A 16350-nucleotide genomic window follows, 5' to 3' on the forward strand; every position below is an offset into this window, starting at 1 on the left:
GGCCGCTAGTGAAGTGCCCCACACCCATCGACGTACAGTCACTCAGGCGGTATCAGGAAGCGGCCCCACGTTGTCCAGTGGCCAGCCGTAGCGGACACGATCCAGTCCTGCTGCCACTTGCGGCCGGCCCAGTCCAGTTTCGAGGCTTCCATGCTCCAACGGCTTTCCTCGTACAACAGCAAGAAATGTCCATCCATTATGCTGGTGAGCATCCAGCCGAATCTTATGGCGCTCGCTAGCCAAAGCCACGCCTTGTGCTATCAACCGACGAGGGCTCTCCGAGCGTGCCTCAAACTCTTCGATGGTTCGCGTCTCACCGCTGGGCGCTACCACCATGAGCGTAGTGAGATAGAAGTACTTTGCCTTATCAGCCTTTACATTCTTCTTGTCATAGTAGAGACTGCCGATCAGCGCGGGATAGCAATCAATCCAACCGTTCTTCCACGCGGTAGCGAGCTTTCGGACAAAGAGCCGCCATTTCACGTAGTCAACAACGTGATAAAGGGAGATTCCTACGGCACACAAAATAGTCAGCCACGGTACTTCTCTCCCATTAGCAGTCCACGTAATGAACGAAATGAAGGAGCCGGCTCCCATAATGATTCCGAGAAAGAGAATCCCCTCCAACAATGTTCCACCGTCCGGGACTGGCCCCTGGGATTCAAACACCTTGTGAAGATTATAGGGTGACGGATTCTCGTGCTTATCCTTGTAGGGCACCGACTCCAAATCATTCAGGAAGACCGAGTTATATCTATTGGTAAAGGGAATGGACGTCTGGGTGAACTTCACCGCCTGCTCCTTCGATGCCTCACAGGTGAGCTGTAAAAGCTATTCTAAACCGCCGTCTCTACTCACCGGCCCCTATTCGCCCAGCAATGCGATGCCGCAGTCTGCGCAGTAATCAATGCCTCGCAGTACATGGTCGATCCGTCTTCTGCACGCTGTCACAACCGAGGATCGTCACTCCGCTTTAGCGGCTACTGCGCCAACGCGCTTCTCGTGCTCATCCCAGTAGGCCCTAGAGTTCCTCGCGCCTTTCCACCCCACAAGAAACGCTGTACCGAGCCCAACTACGGGAACGAGAATCGCACCAACTGGGCTAAACAACGAGGCTAGGAACGCTATCGCATGATCAAGCTGCAAGAATTCCAGAACAATTCCGGCCAGTTCACCGCGGCTGTGCATGTCAGGAACGCGCTCGGCGACGGGCGCAAGCACCGGGTCGATCCGTTCACGAATGGCAGGACCAAACATCAAAACGACGAACGAAAGCACGGCAAACACGAGCTTCTTGCTGACCTGATAGCAGCCCGATAATACAGGGTTTTCCATCAGCTTGATGATGCCATCACGACGTTTACCCGGGTCTACTGGGAGAAAATCAACGCTGCTCAAGCCGCTAGAAAGCTTCACGCGAGAGATTCCTCCAGCCGAAAACTCAATCGCTACAGACTCCCGGGCCACTAGGTGCTGCAATGAGTCTTCTTCCCACCCTTTCGAAGGTTCATTCCGGAAAACCAGTGTGTGGTCAACGTCTTTAACGCGCGATACAACGCTTCCCCTAACAAAAAGACATGCAGCATCAACTTTGGAGAGCAAGCCTTGCGGGGCGCCGGCTTCCTCCACCGCGGTGACGATGTCCTCAGCAGTATTGAATCTGGCTCCAGAGATGGTCTGCTTAGTTAAGGATTCAATTGTTCCCCGAGGCGCTACAAGGACATAGCACCAATTACCGCCCCTTGGCAGTTCCCACAATGTGAATCCATCAGGCAAACAGAACCATCCCTTCCCTTCAATCGATTTTGTCACCACGTTACATGGGAGTGAGGCCTCGCAAAAGGGAACGGCACAACTTGCGGTGTTCAATAGCCAGCTCCTCGCGGCCCCTCTGCTCGCAGCTGCGGAATCATCTATGTGTCCAGACGTGGAAGTACCGACCTACAGGTCGCGATATCCCGGTGCTTTCGGTGAGTGTTGCGCCAACTGGCGACCCATTGCTTTTGACTTTTCGGTCCGATAGCCTAGGAACCCCCTATACTTCCCTATCCGAAAGGACCTGACACGATGAAAAAGCCCCTAGCTCTCATCGGCGCCACCGCACTGCTTGTGACAGCAGCCCCCACCGCCAACGCTGAAGACAGCACACTGCACAACACCAACCAGGGCTCGTCCACCGATCTCAATGAGCTCGTCGTCGACTCCCCTATTTACGGCATCATTGCCATTCCAGTCACGCTCTCATCTATCGCGCTTTCGTTCCTCGGTATTCCTCAGTGCGGTTTGCATGACACCCGCGGATGCAAGAAGGGTTAAGGAGCCTAAGCCCAACCTCTAGCTTTCGCCTTAATACAAATAGCCCGCCAGCCCAGCGTTCTTGGGTTGGCGGGTATCCATTTGGCGCGCATTGAGATTTCTCCCGGCGAAGCTCTGGGCGTATCACCACACCCTTTTGTTGAGGATATTCTATGTGTCCAGACGTGGAAGTCCAGACCTGCTGATGGTGGTGTGCTGGGGCTGTTGGGTGGGTGGTACGACAGCTGGGTGTGTCGCCTTTTAGGTCTGGGCTTTTACAGCGGCGGTGGGGTGTGGCGATGATGCTGGGGTCCCGTAAAAACAAAAAAGGAAGGGGTCCTAGACATGGTGTTGTCTAGGACCCCTTGTTGTGTATTGAGTTGTTGTGTTGTTTGGTGTCGGCGGTTTCTTACTCTCCCACAACCTCCCGGTTGCAGTACCATCAGCGTTAGCAGGCTTAGCTTCCGGGTTCGGAATGGGTCCGGGCGTTTCCCTGCTGCTATAGGCCACCGACAAACACTTAGAGCATACTCCTGGTTGCTGGTGTTGTGTCAGATACTGTGTAGTGGACGCGAGCAACAGTGACGTGATTTTTGTTTTGGTGTTTGTTTGTTCTCCAATACCCTGGTTGGGTTTGGTGTGTTTGTTTTGGTCTATTAGTACCAGTAGCCTTCACACCTTGCGGTGCGTCCAGGTCTGGCCTATCAACCCCATCGTCTGTAGGGGACCTCAAATGAAACCTCATCTTAAAACAGGCTTCCCGCTTAGATGCTTTCAGCGGTTATCCCTTCCGTACGTAGCCAACCAGCGATGCTCCTGGCGGAACAACTGGCACACTAGAGGTACGTCCGTCCCGGTCCTCTCGTACTAGGGACAGCCTTCTTCAAGTTTCAACGCGCGCGGCGGATAGAGACCGAACTGTCTCACGACGTTCTGAACCCAGCTCGCGTGCCGCTTTAATGGGCGAACAGCCCAACCCTTGGGACCTACTCCAGCCCCAGGATGCGACGAGCCGACATCGAGGTGCCAAACCATCCCGTCGATATGGACTCTTGGGGAAGATCAGCCTGTTATCCCCGGGGTACCTTTTATCCGTTGAGCGACACCACATCCACAAGTAGGTGCCGGATCACTAGTCCCGACTTTCGTCCCTGTTCGACATGTCTGTCTCACAGTCAAGCTCCCTTGTGCACTTACACTCGATACCTGATTGCCAACCAGGCTGAGGGAACCTTTGGGCGCCTCCGTTACATTTTGGGAGGCAACCGCCCCAGTTAAACTACCCACCAGGCACTGTCCCCAACCCAGATCATGGGCCAAGGTTAGATATCCAATCCGATCAGAGTGGTATTTCAACAACGACTCCACACACACTGGCGTGCATGCATCATAGTCTCCCACCTATCCTACACAAACCGAACCGAACACCAATACCAAGCTATAGTGAAGGTCCCGGGGTCTTTTCGTCCTGCCGCGCGTAACGAGCATCTTTACTCGTAGTGCAATTTCACCGGGCCTGTGGTTGAGACAGCAGAGAAGTCGTTACGCCATTCGTGCAGGTCGGAACTTACCCGACAAGGAATTTCGCTACCTTAGGATGGTTATAGTTACCACCGCCGTTTACTGGGGCTTAAATTCTCAGCTTCGCAGTCAAAGACTACTAACCGGTCCTCTTAACCTTCCAGCACCGGGCAGGCGTCAGTCCATATACATCAACTTCACGTCTTCGCATGGACCTGTGTTTTTGATAAACAGTCGCTTCCCTCTATTCTCTGCGACCCCACAACCCACCACCAACGCAAAGGTTGGCTTAAGTCGTGTGGTCCCCCTTCTTCCGAAGTTACGGGGGCATTTTGCCGAGTTCCTTAACCACAGTTCACCCGAACGCCTTAGTATTTTCAACCTGACCACCTGTGTCGGTTTAGGGTACGGGCCATACATCCACATCGCTAGAGGCTTTTCTCGACAGTACTAGATCACCAACTTCACCCAATCGGGCTACGCATCACGCCTCAGGTTAAACGGTGTGCGGATTTGCCTACACACCACCTCACACGCTTACACCAACAATCCACTAAGCGGCATGGCTACTACACTGTGTCACCCCATTGCTTGAACCACACTTCAGGCCCCACGACATCAACAACCACCCCACTCAAAGAGTGGGCTAATCGTATCCGCGGTGGTTAGTATCAGTGCTTTATCATGGGCGCGGACATACGGGTACCAGAATATCAACTGGTTGTCCATCGACTACGCCTGTCGGCCTCGCCTTAGGTCCCGACTCACCCTGGGAAGACGAACTTGACCCAGGAACCCTTAGTCATCCGGCGGGAAGGATTCTCACCTTCCAATTCGTTACTCATGCCTGCATTCTCACTCGCACACACTCCACGCCTCCTTACGGTAACGCTTCAACACATGCACGACGCTCCCCTACCCAATACACAAAGTATTGCCGCGGCTTCGGCGGTGTGCTTGAGCCCCACTACATTGTCGGCGCAGGACCACTCGACCAGTGAGCTATTACGCACTCTTTCAAGGATGGCTGCTTCTAAGCCAACCTCCTGGCTGTCTTCGCGATCCCACATCCTTTTCCACTTAGCACACCCTTAGGGGCCTTAACCGGCGATCTGGGCTGTTTCCCTCTCGACTATGAAGCTTATCCCCCACAGTCTCACTGCCGCACAACACAATTGATGGCATTCGGAGTTTGGCTGACATTGCTAAGATTGTAGTCCCGCTCAACCAACCAGTAGCTCTACCTCCACCAAGCTAATGCGACGCTGCACCTAAATGCATTTCGGGGAGAACCAGCTATCACGGAGTTTGATTGGCCTTTCACCCCTACCCACAGCTCATCCCCGCAGTTTTCAACCTACGTGGGTTCGCGCCTCCACAACCTCTTACAATTGCTTCACACTGGCCATGGGTAGATCACCCCGCTTCGGGTCCAGGACATGCCACTGACAACACCCCATTAGGATTCGGTTTCCCTACGGCTACCCCACACGGGTTAACCTCGCGACATGCCGCTGACTCGCAGGCTCATTCTTCAAAAGGCACGCCATCACACACAAACGGTGCTCTGACGGATTGTAAGCACATGGTTTCAGGAACTATTTCACTCCCCTCCCGGGGTACTTTTCACCATTCCCTCACGGTACTAAATACACTATCGGTCACACTAAGTATTTAGGCTTACCGGGTGGTCCCGGCAGATTCACAGCAGATTCCACGAGCCCGCTGCTACTCGGGCAACCCAACAACCTATGCATTGAAGCCTTCAACTACGGGACTATCACCCTCTTTGGCGGGCGTTTCCACACCACTTCACCTAACAACAACACACAAGCAAACCAGTGGTAGCTGGTCAACATCAGGGCCCACAACACCGCACACACAACCCCTACCAAGTATCACATGCACACGGTTTAGCCTCATCCACGTTCGTTCGCCACTACTAGCAGAATCATTATTATTTTCTCCTCCTACGGGTACTGAGATGTTTCACTTCCCCGCGTAAACCCCCACAACAGCTATGAATTCACTGAAGGGTAACACCCCATAACAGGTGCCAGGTTTCCCCATTCGGACATCCTCGGATCAACGCTTTATTGACAACTCCCCGAGGCTTAACGCAGCCTTACACGTCCTTCATCGGCTCAGCATGCCAAGGCATCCACCATGCGCCCTCAATAACGAACACACAACCAACACACAAAGGCCACCACAAAAAGCAGCAACCAAAGCATGCCGGCGTGAACTACACAAAACACAAAAGAACAGAAATCACACAAACCACACACCCACCACCATCAACCAACCAAAAAGGCCAGCCAACAAAAGGTGGCAACAGCATGCGGTTTAATGCTCGCGTCCACTATACAGTTCTCACACAACACCCCACACCAACCAACAACCATGCATATCGCATCACGACTGCCAAGCCACGTGTGGGTTGATAACCAGGGGATAATGCCCCAGACACCCAACAATGCACCAACGTACCTTAAAAAATTTCCGTGTTAGTCAATCAACCATCTGGTCAACAATCATTCTGGTTAAGGTGTATCTCCACCCGATTCAAAAAAGGTGGCAGCAAAACAATCGTCTACTCAACCACCACACACAACAAACAGTGTGCAAACACCAACTGGTGTCTTATTAATGCTCCTTAGAAAGGAGGTGATCCACCCGCACCTTCCGGTACGGGTACCTTGTTACGACTTCGTCCCAATCGCCGATCCCACCTTAGACAGCTCCCTAACAAGTTTGAGCCACTGGCTTCGGGTGTTACCAACTTTCATGACGTGACGGGCGGTGTGTACAAGGCCCGGGAACGTATTCACCGCAGCATTGCTGATCTACGATTACTAGCGACTCCGACTTCATGGGGTCGAGTTGCAGACCCCAATCCGAACTAAGACCGGCTTTCAGCGATTCGCTCCACCTCACAGTGTCGCTGCGCGTTGTACCGACCATTGTAGCATGTGTGAAGCCCTGGACATAAGGGGCATGATGATTTGACGTCATCCCCACCTTCCTCCGAGTTAACCCCGGCAGTCTCTCATGAGTCCCCAACCAAATGCTGGCAACATAAGACAAGGGTTGCGCTCGTTGCGGGACTTAACCCAACATCTCACGACACGAGCTGACGACAACCATGCACCACCTGTACACCAACCACAAGGGAAACTACATCTCTGCAGCGATCTGGTGTATGTCAAGCCCAGGTAAGGTTCTTCGCGTTGCATCGAATTAATCCACATGCTCCGCCGCTTGTGCGGGCCCCCGTCAATTCCTTTGAGTTTTAGCCTTGCGGCCGTACTCCCCAGGCGGGGCGCTTAATGCGTTAGCTACGGCACAGAAGACGTGGAAGCCCCCTACACCTAGCGCCCACCGTTTACGGCATGGACTACCAGGGTATCTAATCCTGTTCGCTACCCATGCTTTCGCTCCTCAGCGTCAGTAACTGCCCAGAGACCTGCCTTCGCCATCGGTGTTCCTCCTGATATCTGCGCATTTCACCGCTACACCAGGAATTCCAGTCTCCCCTACAGCACTCAAGTTATGCCCGTATCGCCTGCACGCCCGGAGTTAAGCCCCGGAATTTCACAGACGACGCGACAAACCACCTACGAGCTCTTTACGCCCAGTAATTCCGGACAACGCTCGCACCCTACGTATTACCGCGGCTGCTGGCACGTAGTTAGCCGGTGCTTCTTATACAGGTACCGTCACAAAAAGCTTCGTCCCTGTCGAAAGGAGTTTACAACCCGAAGGCCGTCATCCCCCACGCGGCGTCGCTGCATCAGGCTTCCGCCCATTGTGCAATATTCCCCACTGCTGCCTCCCGTAGGAGTCTGGGCCGTATCTCAGTCCCAATGTGGCCGTACACCCTCTCAGGCCGGCTACCCGTCGACGCCTTGGTAGGCCATTACCCCACCAACAAGCTGATAGGCCGCGAGCTCATCTTGCACCGAAAAAACTTTCCAACCACCACACTAAAGACGGTTCCTATCCGGTATTAGACCCAGTTTCCCAAGCTTATCCCAGAGTGCAAGGCAGATCACCCACGTGTTACTCACCCGTTCGCCACTCGAGTACCAGTGCAAGCACTGGCCTTTCCGTTCGACTTGCATGTGTTAAGCACGCCGCCAGCGTTCGTCCTGAGCCAGGATCAAACTCTCCACAAAAAAAGGCCGTGAAAAGCCCAAACCTAGACAAAAAGACAAACCAACACAAACAACACCACAACGATGCTGCCTGAACTGGCAAATCCAAAAATTACATAAAGAAAAAACTTCAACCAACCCCCAACCCGACGGGGCACAAAAAGAGGATTGGCCTAGTTAGAAGATTTCATCAATACGCCCAAACAACTTACTGTTATTTACAATGACGCCGCTTGAAAAAGCGCCATCCGGCATACACCAACCGCGATACACATACGGCGTACCGCAGCCAAAATGAATAAAATCAACCAACACAAAAAAGTACATTGGCACACTATTGAGTTCTCACACATCATCCGCACGTTCTTCGCAGGTGAAGTATCATTTTCACTGCTCTGAGCGGCTGGAGTTCATACTCTAGCTAACAAGTTTATTCTTTGTCAACTAGGAGTTAATCTCCGTGTCATCCGCTTGTCGCGGCGACTGGGATAAATATACGCACGACTACATCTTTCGACAAATCTCCTGTTCAGAACCGCTATCTGGCAAACGCCTTCCACGCACAACTGCCGTCAACGGATCTCTCTGCGCATCATCCGATGGGTCACCGCGCTGAAAACGACGAAACCCGCTGCGGATGGCAGCGGGTCATGGGAAAGCGGGCCTGCATAAGGAGGCTCGACTATTTACGAGCGCTAGTTAACCAAGCTTGGCACCGGCAAAGTTCTTCTTGCCGCGACGAAGGACCAGCCAGGTACCGTGAAGTAGATCCTCCTCGGTTGGCTCCCAGTCATCAGCTTCAATGCGCTGGTTGTTGACGTAGGCGCCGCCCTCTTTCACGGTGCGCCGCGCAGCTCCCTTGGAATCAGCCAGGCCAGCAGCGACCAGTAGGTCGATAATGGTACGCGGTTCCCCGGGAGCAATCTCGGCCACGGTAGTTTCAGACAACGCACCGGCCAAAGTCTGTTCGTCGAGTTCAGCAAGCTCCGCCTTGCCGAAGAGTGCTTGCGCAGCTAGCTCGACCGACTTCGTAGCCTCCTCGCCGTGAACAAGGTTGGTCATCTCCTGGGCAAGACGGCGCTGAGCTTCACGGCGGAAAGGTTCATCGGCAACCTTCTGCTCGTACTCAGCGATTTCTTCCTGGCCCAAGAAGGTAAACCAGCGCAGGTAGTCGATGACGACGGAGTCGCCGGCGTTGAGGAAGTACTGGTACCAGGAGTACGGGGAAGTCTTCTCTGGATCGAGCCATAGCTTGCCGCCACCGGTGGACTTGCCAAACTTCTGGCCCTGTGCGTCTGTCACAAGCGGAACCGTGAGGCCGTGGACCTTGGCACCGCTGACTCGACGGTTGAGGTCAACGCCCGAGACGATGTTGCCCCACTGATCACCACCGCCAATCTGTAGGACACAATCATGCTCATTGTAGAGGTGTACGTAATCATTGGACTGCAAGAGCATGTAGGAGAACTCGGTGTAGGAGATGCCATCAGACTCCAAGCGGCGCTTCACGGTATCGCGGTCCAGCATGGTGTTGAGGGAGAAGTTCTTGCCTACATCGCGCAGAAAGTCAATGACGGACATCTGCGAAGTCCAGTCAGCATTGTTGACCATGGTGGCGGCATTCTCGCCCTCAAAGTTAATGAACTGGCGCAGCTGCTTCTTGATAGCGACCATGTTGTCGTTGATGGTCTCCTGCGAGAGCATGGAACGCTCCCCCACATCACGCGGGTCACCAATCTGACCCGTTGCACCGCCAGCCAAGGCAATGGGATGGTGGCCAGCTTCCTGGAAGCGGCGCAACATAATCATCGGGACGAGGTGTCCGGCATGCAGAGAATCGCCAGTGGGATCAAAGCCGCAGTAGAGGGTAATGGGCTCTTGGCAGGCCTCGCGGAGTGCGTCAAGGTCAGTGGACTGGTTGATAAGTCCGCGCCACTGCAGCTCATCAATGATGTTCATGAAGTCTCCTTTGGATGTTAATTCTGTGCTCTCAAGGGTTACTTTTCGGCCGGCCACGGGGTTGCGTGGTCTACCAGCATGACAGGAATGTCGTTCTCAATGGGATAGGCCACGCCAAGGCGTTCGTTCACCAAGACCTGTTCTTCGGCCAGATAATTCAACGGACCTTTATCCTGCGGACACACCAGTATGTCGAGCAGCTTCGGATCGAGACTCATAACCGCTAACCCTACACCTCCTTAGATTCGACGGAGGGAAGTATCCCGCCATACTCGAGTTTGAGCGCCATGGAATGGTTGCGTAGGTTGCGTACCGAGTTTTGTGAGATGGCGTCGCGAATCTCCCCCATCTCCCGCGCGAGAATGTCGAGCGATTCGCTCATCTCTTTCACCGCTGCCGGGTTCTTCAAATCCGTTACCTCAAGGTAGGACTTGACCAGCTCTGTGGAGTGCTCTTCAATCATGTCCCGCACCAGCGCTTGCTGGTGTGGCGCGTCATTGAGTCGGCGCCAATTGTTCAGCACCCACAGCGCCGAATCATCAAACGAGTCCCACGCGCGTTGCACGGGGCCTGGCACTTGGCGACGCCCCAATGCATACCGAACTCCCTCCAACGTACTGGTGAGCTCCCCCGGGCCCGACTTTGGAGCTTCGATAGCCTTTGCCTGCTTCGGGGGCGTTACCAGTCCTGCTGCAGCTCCGGCACAGACGGCCACGACTGGCCAGAGAAAGCCCAAGCCACCACCGGTGAGAACATGCAGGACCACGACAAGTGCGGTCACCACAACACCGACGGCGATTTTGCGTGAGTTAAGGGCGTTCATGGGATTGAGATCCTCCTGGGACTAAGCGGAGTGTGTCTACTGGTAGGCGCGAATTTCTTCGAAGGCCGCAGCAAGATCACCGTTGAGCGCATCAAATGTCTTGCCGCCGGTAAGTTCTGCCAGTTCTTGCATCTCCTGGATATTGGCTTCACCATACAAGATGACGAAGACAGGAATCTCCTGCTTCTCCGGGGGAAGTTGCTCATAATCGTTTTTAAACTGGGCGAATGTACGCCCGCGCGTGACTTCCCCGTCTGTCATAAGGACCACGGTTCCAATATCACCGTTGGTGGTGTCTACCTCGTCGAGCGCATTGATAACAGCTTCGAACGTGGCGGTATCGCCATCAGCCACGAGGCGGTCAACACGGTCAGCGAGCTCCTTGGTCGTCGCCGGATTGTCCTTGTCTACACGTGCGCGCGTGGGCTGTTGTGGCTCGGAAGAATACGGGATGAGCTTAATCTGTTCACGGTTTCGGAAGGCTACTTGACCTTCACCATCTGGGGCGCCGTCAGCGGAGCCGTCGATAAGCGGGCGCAAGCTGCTCTTCAGGAGTTCAATGCGCTCGCCTTCCATCGAACCCGAAGTATCAAGAACCAAGGCAGTACTACCGGGGTTTCGCAGTTCGTGAGCAAACGCGTCACCCAGGGCGTCCACGGTCTTCTCATTGGCCGGATAAGGCAGCTCAAAGACCGTGCCAGGTAGATCCGAGTCATCGACTCGCAAGTGGTAGTCCTTGAGCTTCTCTGGGTGCTCACCAAACCATTCAGCGAGCGCCTGTACCTTTCCTTCGGCGTCGTTATTTTTCGAGCTAGCCAGAGCAGACAAAGGATAATCAGCAGAGATGACACCATCGGAAGGAATAACCACTTCGAGGTCCACGCCTTCATCTTTCAGCTGGTACAGCACAGACTCATAATTGAAAATCGCATCTGCCTGCTCAGGATGCTCGCGGAAACGATCCGCCAACCAGCCTGAGGACCCTGACGTCAACGTCTGGTTGCTGAAGAGCTTCTGGACTTTGCCCGTGGCCTGGCGGATGTCCTTTTCTGACAGGGCACGGCCGGTATCAGCAAACGCAGTTGTCGCCGCAGACAGCGCTGAAAAGCCCGAATTAGACGTCGTCGGATCCGTCATTCCGAAGGTAATGCCAGAATCTGCGATGTCCTGCCATGTCGGCTGCGCGGTGGTCCAGCCTTGCTCTTTAGCCACGGAGGACTGCACGCCAAGAGCCACTGGGGAACGCGCGACACTGAATTCCTTGCCCAGTTTGCTATCAGCACCAATGATGCGTGCAAAACGGTTGGTGGCAAACCACGTAGCGTCGTAGGAACCATCGAATCCGCCCTGCTTGAGAGTGCGGGAATTGGCGAGCGTGCCGTCTTCGGTCGTCATAGAGATGTCGAAGCCGAGGTCTCGGGAGGCGTCGTCAAGCACCGGCTCCAATGGCTTCAGCTCCGTTGCCGCTACGATGCTGAGATCGCCGTTAAAGGAAGAACCGGATCCTGGCGTTAATGGCTCGTCGAGCAAATCCTCCACACCGCATGCTGTCAAGGCCATCGCGCTCATCACAGCAATCAGCACTTTTACTGGGCGAAACATTCGCATCAACCTTCCTGATGATGTCACTGCCGGTACCTATCCGAATTCCTGCAGGAATCCCTCGTAATAATCCCACATTTTAGGACTGTCCTCATTGACTATCACGGGAATGCCATAATCCTGTTTCTCGGCAAATTGGGCAAAGAATCTGGCTGTCTTTGTCCTCAGGCCCAACTGGGCCGCCGCCTCCTGCGCCTTGTCATCCCCCAGTGCATCAGCAAGCACAGCACCCTTCTCCGTGCGAGGAACCACCGTGCTGATGAGCGACGCCGGCGGGCTCAACAGCAACGGCGTGTACTGCGACATGTCTTTGCCACCGCTAACTTGGCGCAGATACTGTTCCTCAGTCGTCAGCACCATCGGCATCTCCCCTTTGTCCACACGCAAGAAAGCATCAAGCATTCCCTGGGACGTGGTCTCGCCGTAGCCTTGGTCCGCGATAAGTCGATGCATGCTCTCCTGAGCTAGCTCGTCCAGCTGTGCGGTATCTCCCTTACCATGCTCTTGTGCGGCCACTGCCATACCCGCCAAACGCACCACACTGGCATAGCGCAGCGCCGCATTAGACTCGGTTATCCGAGGTACCGCTACGTCCACCACTCGGGGTGACCCAAAGGATGGGCTAATATCCCGCCACCGGGTTCCGTTCTGGGACATCTCTACGAGTGTGTACAGGTTCAACGATTTCTGGCCGCCGGTATCCTTCACCAGGTCGTGCGCCTTCATGTCCTCGACGAGGTCGCTATGCACGAGTGCAATAAGCGGAGTGGAAAAGACCTCCTTCGAGGGGCCGTCTGGCTTAGTGTTTGCCGAATTCACGTCCCACACTTCAAGGGTGCGAGCTGCTCCATCGAGCTCCGGCATATAGAAGTCATACTGTTTGCCTGAGCCATCAATAAGCCCCATCATCTCCTGCGCTGGATACACATCCAATTCAAGCTCAATATCGTGCTTCTTCAGAGCCTTAATCGTGTCCGGATCCTGGAAAAAGATCTCCTGCTCCGGGCTAATAGCACCCGTAATGTGCTGCACGTCCCCTGAGGTACCAAAACTCGGCATCGAGATTCCCCCACGCCCGATGACGATTGATGCCACAGCAATCACAAGGAAAACCACGGCGGCCACGAAAGACTTGCTGCGTCCTTTCGACGATGGGCTGCTCATGACCTAAATCATAAAGAGTGGCGGGCACCACCGCTGAACTTCACACGCACTCACCCCCACAAAAGTCCCCCAATACACGAACCGCATGGCCCTGAGACCATGCGGTTGCAGAAACTGTTGTGCCTAGCGCAGCGGCGTTGTTGCCCAGTCACGAGCTTCAGCGGAAAGCTCCTTGACCCGCTCGCGCTGTTCGGCTACACGTACACCGGCGGTGCCGCCCTTGGTAGCGCGCGATGCCACTGCCCCATCAATGGTGAGCACATCGCGGACTTCGGGGAGCAGGCGCTTGTCGACGCCCCTCAGCTCCTCATCTGTGAGATCCACCAAGTCCACGCCGCGGGCTTCCGCGAGCTGGACGCAGGCGCCGGAAGCCTCGTGAGCTTCGCGGAAAGGCACACCCTGGCGCACCATCCACTCAGCCAAGTCGGTAGCCAAGGTGAAACCACGCGGGGCCAGCTCACGCATGCGATCCTCGTGGAACGTCAGCGTGGCCACGAGGCCAGTCATGGCCGGAAGGAGCAGGTTAAGCTGCGCCACGGAATCCACGATGGGTTCCTTGTCTTCTTGCAGGTCGCGGTTGTAGGCCAAAGGCTGTGCCTTAAGCGTGGACAGTAACCCGGTGAGATTGCCAATGAGCCGGCCGGTCTTGCCACGGGTCAGTTCCGGAACATCCGGGTTCTTCTTCTGCGGCATGATCGACGAACCCGTAGACCAGGCATCATCCAGAGTGACGTAGCCGTACTCCGGGGTACACCAGTAAATGATCTCCTCCGAAAGGCGAGACATGTCTACGGCAATCTGGGCGAGGACAAAAGCGGTCTCCGACGCGAAGTCGCGGGAGGCAGTGCCGTCGAGAGAGTTCTCGGCCGACGCATCGAAACCTAATTCTTCCGCAATGGCCTCAGGGTCCAAGTGCAGCGAGGACCCCGCCAACGCGCCGGAACCATATGGCGAAACCGCCAAGCGCTTGTCCAGGTCCTGCAGGCGCTCAATATCGCGCAGCAGTGGCTGGGCATGAGCAAGCAGCTCGTGTGCCAGAAGAATCGGCTGTGCTGCCTGGGAGTGTGTCTTTCCCGGCATAATGGCATCCGGATGAGCCTCCGCCTGACCCACGAGTGCATCGACGAGGTCAGCGACCTGAAGGGCGATATCGCGCACAGCATCACGGACCCACATGCGGAACAACGTTGCCACTTGGTCGTTGCGGGAGCGACCGGCGCGAAGGCGGCCGCCGACCTCAGGCCCAACGATGTCGATAAGCCCGCGCTCCATAGCGCCGTGGACATCCTCGTCGGTGGGCAGCGGGCTGAATTCGCCAGAGGCCACCTTCTCCCCTAGCTCGGTGAGGCCGCTGAGCATGGTGTCCAGGTCAGCGTCGGAAAGCAGCCCGGCTTTATGCAGCACCTTGGCGTGGGCCTTGGAGGCCAGAACGTCATACGGGGCAAGGACCCAGTCGAAGTGGGTAGATACGGACAGGGCGAACATCGCCTCAGAGGGGCCACCAGAAAAGCGGCCGCCCCACAGGGCACCCTCGTTGGTCTTGTGCATTATTTCCTTACTTACCGGTGGGGAAACCGCCGTCGCGGTCACGCTGGTTAGAGATCTGGGTGGATAGGCCGTGCAGCTGGACAAAGCCCTTCGCTGCGGTCTGGTCAAAGGTATCGCCCGTGTCATAGGTAGCCAGGTCGAAGGAGTACAGCGACTGGCCGGAACGACGGCCATTGACGGTGGCGGTACCTGCATGGAGGACCATGCGGATATCGCCGGTCACATTCTCCTGGGTGGATTCGGTGAAGGCGTCCAGCGAACGCTTCAGCGGGGAGAACCACAGGCCGTCGTAGACTTCTTCGGACCAGCGGGCGTCGGTCAAGCGCTTGTAGCGAGCCAGTTCACGCTCAACGGTGACGTCCTCGAGAGCCTCGTGGGCCTTGATGAGCACCATGGCGCCCGGGGCCTCATAGACCTCACGGGATTTAATGCCCACGAGGCGGTCTTCCACCATGTCGAGGCGGCCAATGCCCTGGGCACCGGCACGGCGGTTGAGCTCCTCAATGGCTTCGAGCACGGTTACCGGCTTGCCATCAATGGCGGTCGGCACACCTTTGTCGAAGGTGATGGTGACCTCGTCCGGAGCATTGCCCAGGTCCGGCTGCTCGGTGTAGGCGTAGAGGTCCTTTGTCGGCGGGTTCCACAGGTCCTCCAGGAAGCCGGTCTCGACCGCGCGACCCCACACATTCTGGTCAATGGAGAACGGAGAGGCAGCGGACTGCTCGATCGGCAGGTTAATTTCCTCGGCGAAGGCGATGGCCTTATCACGGGTCCAGGCGTAGTCACGAGCCGGCGCGATGATCTCCAACGCCGGGTCGAGTGCACGGAAGGACACCTCAAAGCGGACCTGATCGTTGCCCTTACCGGTGCAGCCGTGGGAGACGTGGGTGCCGCCGTGTTCCTGCGCAGCCTCAACGAGGTGCTTAACAATGAGGGGGCGAGAGATGGCAGATACCAGCGGGTACTGCTTCATATACATACCGTTGGCCTTGATAGTAGGCAGGCAGTACTCTTCGGCGAACTCGTCCTTGGCGTCCACGACGATGGATTCGACAGCACCACAGTCAAGAGCACGCTGGCGCACGGACTCCATGTCCTCGCCGCCCTGGCCCAAGTCGAGGGACACGGCAATGACCTCACCACCGGTCATCTTGGCCAGGTAAGGGATGGCAACGGAAGTATCCAGTCCGCCAGAGTAGGCAAGCACAACACGTGCAGTCATAGTGAGTTGCTCCTTCGAGTCATACAGAGTGCTATGAAGTCGATCAGATTTATATTATA

The 16350-nt window shown here is 55.6% G+C and carries 10 protein-coding genes and 3 rRNA genes; 1 reads left to right on the forward strand and 12 read right to left on the reverse strand.

The features are described from left to right. Nucleotides 1–42: 42 nt before the first annotated feature. Entirely contained in the window at nucleotides 43–792 is a 750-nt protein-coding gene (locus I6J26_RS00445; RefSeq protein ID WP_115022274.1) for a hypothetical protein, read from the reverse strand. Nucleotides 793–963: 171 nt separating this feature from the next. Continuing rightward, on the reverse strand, nucleotides 964–1416 hold the full coding sequence (locus tag I6J26_RS00450) for a hypothetical protein (RefSeq protein ID WP_239121802.1): 453 nt from the start codon (nucleotides 1414–1416) through the stop codon (nucleotides 964–966). Nucleotides 1417–2067: 651 nt separating this feature from the next. On the opposite strand from I6J26_RS00450, the gene I6J26_RS00455 reads away from it, so the two are divergent. Then, nucleotides 2068–2316, forward strand: a complete 249-nt coding sequence (locus I6J26_RS00455; protein ID WP_115022277.1) for a hypothetical protein — start codon at nucleotides 2068–2070, stop codon at nucleotides 2314–2316. A 375-nt stretch (nucleotides 2317–2691) separates the two neighbouring features. On the opposite strand, the gene rrf is transcribed toward I6J26_RS00455, so the two are convergent. From rrf to I6J26_RS00505, 10 genes are all read right to left on the reverse strand, one after another. Next, a 5S ribosomal RNA gene (rrf, locus tag I6J26_RS00460) occupies nucleotides 2692–2809 on the reverse strand. Between the two features lie 123 nt (nucleotides 2810–2932). Next, nucleotides 2933–6004, reverse strand: a 23S ribosomal RNA gene (locus tag I6J26_RS00465). A 472-nt stretch (nucleotides 6005–6476) separates the two neighbouring features. Next, a 16S ribosomal RNA gene (locus tag I6J26_RS00470) occupies nucleotides 6477–7994 on the reverse strand. The 16S, 23S and 5S rRNA genes sit together here, the layout of an rRNA operon. 678 nt (nucleotides 7995–8672) lie before the next feature. Further along, the gene (gene tyrS, locus I6J26_RS00475; protein ID WP_115022280.1) at nucleotides 8673–9932 is read right to left on the reverse strand and encodes a tyrosine--tRNA ligase; all 1260 of its coding nucleotides are present in this window, start codon (nucleotides 9930–9932) and stop codon (nucleotides 8673–8675) included. 38 nt (nucleotides 9933–9970) lie between these two features. Beyond that, entirely contained in the window at nucleotides 9971–10150 is a 180-nt protein-coding gene (locus tag I6J26_RS00480; protein WP_115022283.1) for a Trm112 family protein, read from the reverse strand. Between the two features lie 11 nt (nucleotides 10151–10161). Further along, nucleotides 10162–10755 carry a hypothetical protein gene (locus I6J26_RS00485; RefSeq protein ID WP_115022285.1) on the reverse strand — a complete coding sequence of 198 codons (594 nt, stop codon included), beginning with the start codon at nucleotides 10753–10755 and terminating at the stop codon, nucleotides 10162–10164. Between the two features lie 36 nt (nucleotides 10756–10791). Then, entirely contained in the window at nucleotides 10792–12357 is a 1566-nt protein-coding gene (locus I6J26_RS00490) for a vWA domain-containing protein (RefSeq protein WP_115022287.1), read from the reverse strand. A 36-nt stretch (nucleotides 12358–12393) separates the two neighbouring features. Beyond that, nucleotides 12394–13521, reverse strand: a complete 1128-nt coding sequence (locus tag I6J26_RS00495; RefSeq protein ID WP_147279336.1) for a hypothetical protein — start codon at nucleotides 13519–13521, stop codon at nucleotides 12394–12396. Between the two features lie 123 nt (nucleotides 13522–13644). After that, on the reverse strand, nucleotides 13645–15069 hold the full coding sequence (argH, locus tag I6J26_RS00500) for an argininosuccinate lyase (RefSeq protein ID WP_115022291.1): 1425 nt from the start codon (nucleotides 15067–15069) through the stop codon (nucleotides 13645–13647). Between the two features lie 7 nt (nucleotides 15070–15076). After that, nucleotides 15077–16291 carry an argininosuccinate synthase gene (locus tag I6J26_RS00505; protein WP_070670097.1) on the reverse strand — a complete coding sequence of 405 codons (1215 nt, stop codon included), beginning with the start codon at nucleotides 16289–16291 and terminating at the stop codon, nucleotides 15077–15079. Nucleotides 16292–16350 lie beyond the last annotated feature (59 nt).

Source organism: Corynebacterium minutissimum (assembly GCF_016889765.1).
Classification (GTDB): domain Bacteria; phylum Actinomycetota; class Actinomycetes; order Mycobacteriales; family Mycobacteriaceae; genus Corynebacterium; species Corynebacterium minutissimum_B.

Excerpts from the sequence above, each read along its gene's own strand:
- I6J26_RS00485 (WP_115022285.1), bottom strand. The coding sequence starts at position 10,755 with ATGAACGCCCTTAACTCACGCAAAATCGCCGTCGGTGTTGTGGTGACC.
- I6J26_RS00495 (WP_147279336.1), bottom strand. The coding sequence starts at position 13,521 with ATGAGCAGCCCATCGTCGAAAGGACGCAGCAAGTCTTTCGTGGCCGCC.
- I6J26_RS00490 (WP_115022287.1), bottom strand. The coding sequence starts at position 12,357 with ATGTTTCGCCCAGTAAAAGTGCTGATTGCTGTGATGAGCGCGATGGCC.
- argH (WP_115022291.1), bottom strand. The coding sequence starts at position 15,069 with ATGCACAAGACCAACGAGGGTGCCCTGTGGGGCGGCCGCTTTTCTGGT.
- I6J26_RS00455 (WP_115022277.1), top strand. The coding sequence starts at position 2,068 with ATGAAAAAGCCCCTAGCTCTCATCGGCGCCACCGCACTGCTTGTGACA.
- I6J26_RS00505 (WP_070670097.1), bottom strand. The coding sequence starts at position 16,291 with ATGACTGCACGTGTTGTGCTTGCCTACTCTGGCGGACTGGATACTTCC.
- tyrS (WP_115022280.1), bottom strand. The coding sequence starts at position 9,932 with ATGAACATCATTGATGAGCTGCAGTGGCGCGGACTTATCAACCAGTCC.
- I6J26_RS00480 (WP_115022283.1), bottom strand. The coding sequence starts at position 10,150 with ATGAGTCTCGATCCGAAGCTGCTCGACATACTGGTGTGTCCGCAGGAT.